General features: G+C 38.9%; 4 protein-coding genes and 2 pseudogenes. 3 read left to right on the forward strand and 3 right to left on the reverse strand.

The window, feature by feature from the left end:
* Positions 1–6 precede the first annotated feature (6 nt).
* Positions 7–2,430 carry a TonB-dependent hemoglobin/transferrin/lactoferrin family receptor gene (locus ACERCF_RS10065; RefSeq protein ID WP_373625502.1) on the reverse strand — a complete coding sequence of 808 codons (2,424 nt, stop codon included), beginning with the start codon at positions 2,428–2,430 and terminating at the stop codon, positions 7–9.
* Positions 2,431–2,586: 156 nt separating this feature from the next.
* Between ACERCF_RS10065 and hutZ the strand changes: the two genes are divergently transcribed.
* Both hutZ and pepN read left to right on the forward strand, forming a co-directional pair.
* On the forward strand, positions 2,587–3,105 hold the full coding sequence (gene hutZ / locus ACERCF_RS10070; RefSeq protein ID WP_373612181.1) for a heme utilization protein HutZ: 519 nt from the start codon (positions 2,587–2,589) through the stop codon (positions 3,103–3,105).
* A 150-nt stretch (positions 3,106–3,255) separates the two neighbouring features.
* A complete protein-coding gene (pepN, locus tag ACERCF_RS10075; protein ID WP_373625503.1) occupies positions 3,256–5,868 on the forward strand; it encodes an aminopeptidase N in 2,613 nt (870 codons plus the stop codon).
* A gap of 108 nt (positions 5,869–5,976) precedes the next feature.
* Here the strand turns inward: pepN and ACERCF_RS10080 are convergent, their stop codons facing one another.
* Complete coding sequence (locus ACERCF_RS10080; RefSeq protein ID WP_373612179.1) at positions 5,977–6,249, reverse strand: acylphosphatase; 273 nt, start codon at positions 6,247–6,249, stop codon at positions 5,977–5,979.
* Positions 6,250–6,302: 53 nt separating this feature from the next.
* Positions 6,303–7,712: pseudogene (locus ACERCF_RS10085) on the reverse strand (ABC transporter substrate-binding protein); the annotation flags it as partial.
* Between the two features lie 42 nt (positions 7,713–7,754).
* Between ACERCF_RS10085 and ACERCF_RS10090 the strand changes: the two are divergent.
* Positions 7,755–7,836, forward strand: a pseudogene (locus ACERCF_RS10090) (IS1595 family transposase); the annotation flags it as partial.

Raw genomic sequence — 7,836 nt, forward strand, 5'->3', positions numbered from 1 at the left:
AAATAATTAGAAGTGGTACTCAAAATTTGCTGAAAAATTTCGTCCTGGTTCGTAGTAGCGTTGCAAGCCAGGATAACCTCCATATTTATAGTTTTCACGGACACCCACCGAATTTACAACGCCGCCTGTTGTATTTAAACCTCGCAATGTATCCCAAGTGTGATATTTACGGTTAAGCAAATTGTAAACACCTGCACGCAAAGTGATATTTTCTGTTGGCTTATAAAAACCGTATAAATCTACAATAAAAGCTTTAGCATTTAAGTGCTTCCATTCATCTAAACCTGTTTCGTGAGAATATTCAGCGCAGCGAGTCTCATATTCACTTCCCCAGTATGGATAATAAGGATTTAGGGTTTTCTGCTCTTTCACACATTTTTCAGGTAACGTTTTCAAATATTTTGCCTCTTTAGCCTTTTTCGCACCTAAGAATGTTAAACGAGAAAATATTCCCCATTTGCCTTCTGGTTGCTCATAATCTAAACCAATAACAGCTTTAATTGGCTGAATAGAAAGTAAATCTGCTCCATTTGACATATTCCCCTTGCTATAACCTAATGAACCAAATAGCTTCCAACCTTCAGAAATAGATATAGCAGAATTTAAATTCCATTTTCCTGTTACCTCTACCCCATAGATTTTCGCAGAGTCAATATTTTGCATTTGTTGAACAGGCCGCCAAAATTCTTTGCCATAAGCACGATAGACATCCCAAGTTTCTTGCTCCCATAGAAAATCTTTATATTTTGTATGGTGTAAATTTACAGAAAATTGCCCCGCATTGCCTTGCCCCTGCAAACTTAAATTTTGAGTTAAGCTACGTTCTGCTTTTAAGTTGGGATTTGACATCCACGCCCCTGCGGCATTATCTCGATAATCGAAATACATTTCTGATGCGTTTGGTATGCGAAAGCCTGTTCCGATGTTATAAGCAACTTTCCAAATATCAGTAACTTGCTTTTCTAAACCTGCAACCCAAGTCATTTGGTTAAATTTAGCATTCTCGGTTTTTACACAATTTCGACATTCTAAGCCCCTAAGATCTCTTTGTTTATATTTCGCCCAATCATAACGAATGCCTATTTTTGCGTTCCAGTTATTTGTAAGGTCTATACTATCTTGTAATGATAAATAATGTAGCTTACTTTTAATTGGGTGCATCATTGTTGAATTCGGTAAATGAGTCCAAGCACCAGATACATAAACTGAATCTTTATGTAGAACATCAAAATTTCTTTGTGCTGTTGAAGCCTTGAGGGAAAATTGATGCGTTGATTTACCTAATGCTAAAAGTTGGCTATCTAAACGAAGGTTTAAGCGTTTTAATTCTATACTAAAAATACGAATATCAGTATCACTAGGTGTTCTTTGTTGAGCAGGACTCCATTCAGTTGCTGCCTCTGCACGCTTTCCTTCATAGTTATAAGCTGATGTTTCTGTCTTTTGGTAATCAAGATCCGTTTTTACTAAAGCAATCCATTTAGACTCTGGGAAAAACTCATAAAAGGCATTCACTGTATCACGCTTACTACGATCTTCTGCCTCACGCCAATATGAGCTTAAATAAACAGCGGAATCCTCAATAATGTAATTTGTGTTATTTTGGCCGCTGTATGATATACCAATGCGATGCTTATCATTAAAACGGTAAGCAAATTTTGCTAAGTAACTGTGATGTTTATGCGTAGAATCATCTGGTGTTTGTTTACTGCTGCCAATAGTTCGGGTGTGTAACGCATCTTCGGGAATTGTATAACCACCTGCACTTTCCATTTCGTGTCCATAACGATTTGAGTAAACTAATACGGCTTCTGCTTGTTCCCCTAAATAGCCAATACCGAGTGTATTTACCCATTCATTATTGCGTGTAGCATAACCTGTGCGATAAAAAGCACCGAATTTATTGCTATCACGAACAATATCATAAGCCTCAAGTGTTCGATAATTAACACCACCGCCTAAATGCCCACTACCTTGATTGAAAGAATCAGCCCCTTTTGATACTTCAATGGTTCGAGCTAATTCAGGATCAATAGATTGACGAGATGTATTTAAATTACCATAACGTTTATAAAGTGAATTCTCTTCTGAATCAGGTAATGCAATGCCATCAATACTAACTCCAACGCGATTGTCCTCCACACCACGAATAGCAAATCCTTTTTGATGTCTCCCTTGATTTACAATACCAACATCAGGGCTATAGCGAACTAAATCTCGATTATTTTGAATAAGTTCTTGTTGGATCGCTTCTTTCGATTTTTGCTCTGAGGAGGCTTTAACATTTTCTTGAGCAACCACACTCACTTCAGATAATTCAGCAATGATCTCTTTCGCATATAAAGTTTGCGACAGTAAAATACTATTTATGCTTAAAGCCAGCAGGCTCAAATTGAACTTATGCTGGTTCCCTAAATAATTAATAAACAAAATCGTTCTCCTTAAGTAAATACGAATCAATTTTTTATTGATTAAAAGTATTATCAATTACATCAATTTTATAGTCAATAATGATTATCATCTTGATTAATAAAATAAAGTTAATTTATAATCCTCGAACTGTTAGAAAACTTAAAAGGAGATATAATGACCACCAATCGCCAAGAGGTATTACAAAACCGTTTAGGTCCTGAGCTTGAAGAGCTGAAACAGCACACTAAAACAATTGTAATGGCAACAACAGATAAAGACGGTACACCGAATGTAAGCTACGCCCCCTTTGTTATCCACAATGGAGAATATAAGGTTCTTATTTCAATAATTGCCCGCCACGCACGAAATTTGCAGGAAATATCTAAAGTTTCCCTAATGCTGATTGAAGATGAAACTAATAGTCGCCAAATTTTTGCACGCCGTCGTTTAACCTTTGATGCAACAGCACGCATCATCGAACGTGCTCAAGAAGAATGGAATATAAGTATTAATGCCCTTAAAGCTAGACACGGGGATTTAATTGATGATCTGTCTAATATGCAAGACTTCAAGCTCTTTAGCTTTAAGCCAACAGCAGGCTTGTTTGTGAAAGGTTTCGGACAGGCATTTGATGTGGGTGTTGATGATTTAATCAGCTTAGTACATCTCGATCAAGGACATCAAACCCTATAATTCCAACACTTCCTAAACGGCTATAAATGGTAACATTTATAGCCGTTTTGTTTGGTACAAGCGGTCATATTTTTTGGAAAATTTGCAATAAATTTAGTACAATAGCTCGCACTATTCTAGCGGCAAAAGGCCAATCAAAAAGGAAATCCTATGCAACCTAAAGCAAAACTCAGAAAAGATTATAAAGCACCAGATTTCACTATTACCGACATTTATCTCGATTTTCAACTTGACCCAGATCGCACCTTTGTTACCTCAACTTTAACCGTTGAGCGTAAAAATAGTGATGCAACCACGCTTAAATTAGATGGTCATAGTTTTGATTTCCTTTCGATTAAATTTAATGGCGAGCCGTTTTCGACCTATGAAAAAGATGATGAATCTTTAACCTTAAATTTGGCAGAGATGGAAGCAGATCGTTTTGAGCTACAAATTGAAACAGCGTTAAACCCTGCACAAAACACTTCGCTACAAGGTTTATATAAATCAGGCGATGGGCTTTGCACCCAGTGTGAGGCTGAAGGTTTCCGCCAAATTACTTATATGCTTGACCGCCCTGATGTACTTGCAAAATATACGACAAAAATCACCGCTAGTAAGAGTAAATATCCTTACTTACTTTCAAACGGTAATCGCATTGCACAAGGCGAGCTGCACGATGGCAGACATTGGGTTGAATGGCAAGATCCGTTCTTCAAGCCAAGCTATCTATTTGCATTAGTGGCGGGCAATTTTGACCTTCTGCAAGATAAGTTCATTACCAAAAGCGGACGTGAAGTTACCTTAGAAATCTATGTTGATCGTGGTAATTTAGACCGTGCCCCTTGGGCAATGGAGAGCTTAAAACGCTCGATGAAATGGGACGAAGATCGTTTCGGCTTAGAGTATGATTTAGATATTTATATGATTGTTGCCGTTGATTTCTTCAATATGGGAGCAATGGAAAACAAAGGATTGAATATTTTCAACTCTAAATTCGTGTTAGCTAAACCGGAAACCGCAACCGATACGGATTATTTAGATATTGAAGCAGTTATCGCTCACGAATATTTTCATAACTGGACAGGTAACCGCATTACTTGCCGTGATTGGTTCCAGTTAAGTCTAAAAGAGGGTTTAACCGTTTTCCGTGATCAGGAATTTACCTCTGATTTATGGGCTCGTTCAGCAAAACGTATTGAAGATGTGCGTTTATTGCGTACCGTACAATTTGCCGAAGATGCCAGCCCGATGGCACACCCAATTCGCCCAGAAAAAGTGATTGAAATGAACAATTTCTACACCGTTACTGTGTATGAAAAAGGGGCGGAAATCATTCGTATGATCCACACCCTATTAGGCGAAGAGAAATTCCAACAAGGAATGAAGCTCTATGTGGAAAGACACGACGGCTCAGCTGCTACCTGTGAAGATTTCGTAAAAGCAATGGAAGATGCTTCAGGCGTTGATTTAGAACAATTCCGCCGTTGGTATAGCCAATCGGGTACCCCTGAACTCACGATTTCTGATGAATATGATGAAGCACGCAAAGCCTATCGTTTGCATATTTCGCAAATGACACCACCAACACACGATCAGTTGGAGAAATTAAACTTACATATTCCATTAAAAGTGGCGTTATATGGCGAAAATGATGGAAAACGCATTCCATTACAGTATGAATTATTAACGGTAAGTGATGTGCTAGATGTTACCGCTGAACATCAAACGTTTGAGTTCCACAATGTAACGCAACGCCCTGTGCCTGCGTTATTATGTGATTTCTCTGCTCCTGTGCGTTTAGATTACAACTACACTACCGAGCAGCTTTTAACCTTACTCAAACACGCTGAAAATGATTTCGTACGTTGGGACGCCGCACAAATGCTCTACACTAACGAATTGCGTGAAAATTTAAGCCGTTATCAGCAAAATCAGCCGTTTAGTTTTTCAGAAGGTTTAGCTGATGCCTTAACGTTTGTGTTAGAAAATTCGGCTAAATCGCCTGAATTAACCGCATTAACACTCACATTACCGAAAGAAACGGAATTTGCCGAGTCATTTAAAACTATTGACCCAACAGGTATCGCTTTGGTGCGTGAATTTATGCAACACTCGATTGCTCAAGCATTGCAAGATAAGCTATTGATTGTTTATAACCAAAACAAATGCGATGCTTACCAAGTGGTTGCTGAAGATATTGCCAAACGTGCGTTACGGAATGTTTGTTTAAGCTATCTTGCGTTCACTGATTTAGGTAATGCCCTCGTTCATAAGCATTACAACAATGCAGATAATATGACTGATACCCTAGCTGCATTACAAGCTGCAACCAAAGCACAGCTCAGTTGCCGTGATGCGTTATTGGCAGACTTTGAAGAAAAATGGAAGCACGACGGCTTAGTAATGGACAAATGGTTTATGATTCAAGCCACTCGCCCAGATGAAAACGTACTAGCGATTGTGCAAGGTTTAATGGAACACCCAAGTTTCAACTTTAACAATCCAAACCGCTTACGTTCATTGGTTGGGGCATTCTGCAGTCAAAACCCGAAAGCTTTCCACGCTATTGATGGCTCAGGTTACCGTTTCTTGGTTGATACGCTAATTAAACTCAATGAAAGCAACCCACAAGTTGCCGCACGACTTATTGAGCCGTTAATTAAACTCTCTCGTTACGACAACCAACGCCAAACCTTAATGCGTCGTGGTTTAGAGCGTCTGCGTGAAATGGACAACCTCGCCCGTGATTTATTCGAGAAAATTGAAAAGGCGTTGGATTAAGATTTTTACCTGTAGGGGCTGGTCCTGTGCCAGCCCGAAAATTGCTAGAGCAGGCACAGATGCTTAACTAGAATTGCAAATTTATAAATAAAAGCGACCGCTTGTTATTTAACGCCTGATCTCAAACCGTTCAAAGTTTTCTCCGCCGCTATAATCACTCGCTATTACTCGTTCTACGTTTGCTGAAGGAGAGCCGTGATGTAACCATTGTTCAAACTGAGCCATTGTTTGCTCATCAGCTTTTGCTATAACTTCCACCGAACCATCATTGCAGTTTCTTACATAGCCTTTCACCCCTAATTTCTCAGCTTCTCTTAAGGTATAAAAACGAAAAGCAACTCCTTGAACTCGCCCATAAACTGAAAATCGTTTTATTGTCATATTTTCCTCAAAAAAATTAGGCTGCTTATTTTTCAATAAACAGCCTAGAATCATTATTTCACAATGTATAGGTTACGAAGCAAGATATCATCTTGTGGATCTTTGCCCTCATAGCCCTTCACATAAGGTTTAACCAAACGTGTGTTCACATAGTTATATAACGGCATAATCGCATAATCTTTCGCTAACTGCTCTTCTGCTTTCGCGTAAGCGGCTGCACGACCGGCTGCATCTGTTGCTTTGTAAGACTCTGCTACCGCATCATCATAGGCTTGGCTCTTATAGAATGCGGTATTGTTACTTGAATTCGATAGGAAATAGTTCACGAACGTTGTTGCTTGGTTGTAGTCTGCCGACCAACCTGCACGAGATACATCGTAGTTTGCATTACGACGTGTATCTAAGAAGGTTTTCCATTCTTGGTTTTCAAGTTTCACATCAACAATGCCGTCCGTGCCTTGTTTCCATAATGATGAAACCGCAATCGCAATTTTCTTGTGGTTATCATTGGTATTATAAAGCACGGTAAATTTCAGTGGATTAGATTTGCTATAACCTGCCTCTTCTAACAATTTCAACGCTTTAGCTTTTCTGTCTGCCATTGATTCTGTTGAATACGCTGGTTGTTGGATTTTCTCGCCTTCGTGAATGTAAGTTGGCGTAAACACATAAGTTGGGGTTTGCCCTTGCCCTAATACTTTATCGGTAATAATGGTACGATCTAAGGCTAAGTTCAAGGCTTCACGCACTTTTGGATTATCAAATGGTGGTCGTTTGTTGTTGAACTCGTAGTAATAGGTTGAAAGAGTTCTAGCGGTAAATACCTCATTTGGAATCTCTTTTTTAAGCGTTGGGAATTGCTCAGGTGGTAAAGCGTAGTTTGTCATATCTAAATCACCTGCACGGTAGCGAGCTACATCTGTTGCAGCACTTACAATCGCTAAGAAAGTTGCTTTATTAATCACTGTTTCTTTATCATTCCAGTAATTTTTATTACGCTCGAACACAATTTTTTCATTAATAACGTGATCTACTAATACATAAGCACCGTTACCTACTAAATTACCCTTTTTCACCCAAGCATCGCCGTGTTTTTCAACAGCAGCTTTGTTTATCGGCAATAATGAAGAGTGAGTAACAAGCTCCACGGCATAAGGCACAGGCTCGCTTAATTGCACTTGGAATGTGTGATCATCAATGGCTTTAACCGCTAATTCTGCCGGTTTTTTCTTGGCATCAATAATATCTTGTGCATTTTCTACATTCAGATAAGTTAAATAGCTCGCATAAGGAGAAGCGGTCGCAGGATCAACAATACGTTAAGAGAACACAAAATCGTGAACAGTTACTGGCTCACCGTTCGACCATTTAGCCTCTTTGCGTAATTTAAATGTCCAAGTTTTATAATCCGATGTGCTTTCCCAGCTTTCTGCCACACCCGGTTGAAGATTACCATCTGAATCTTTGGGGCTGTAGTAGATTAGCATCACTGCTATACTACAAAAATGAAGATAACCCATTGTAAATTAAAGAAATCTTTGCAGAAAAAGCTTCTTGAATTTTTTGTTGCTGAAGTGACCGCTAGAA

Source organism: Mannheimia kashgarensis (assembly GCF_041807705.1).
Classification (GTDB): Bacteria; Pseudomonadota; Gammaproteobacteria; order Enterobacterales; family Pasteurellaceae; genus Mannheimia.

Coding starts and splice junctions, on each gene's coding strand:
- hutZ (WP_373612181.1), top strand. CDS start 2,587: ATGACCACCAATCGCCAAGAGGTATTACAAAACCGTTTAGGTCCTGAG.
- pepN (WP_373625503.1), top strand. CDS start 3,256: ATGCAACCTAAAGCAAAACTCAGAAAAGATTATAAAGCACCAGATTTC.
- ACERCF_RS10080 (WP_373612179.1), bottom strand. CDS start 6,249: ATGACAATAAAACGATTTTCAGTTTATGGGCGAGTTCAAGGAGTTGCT.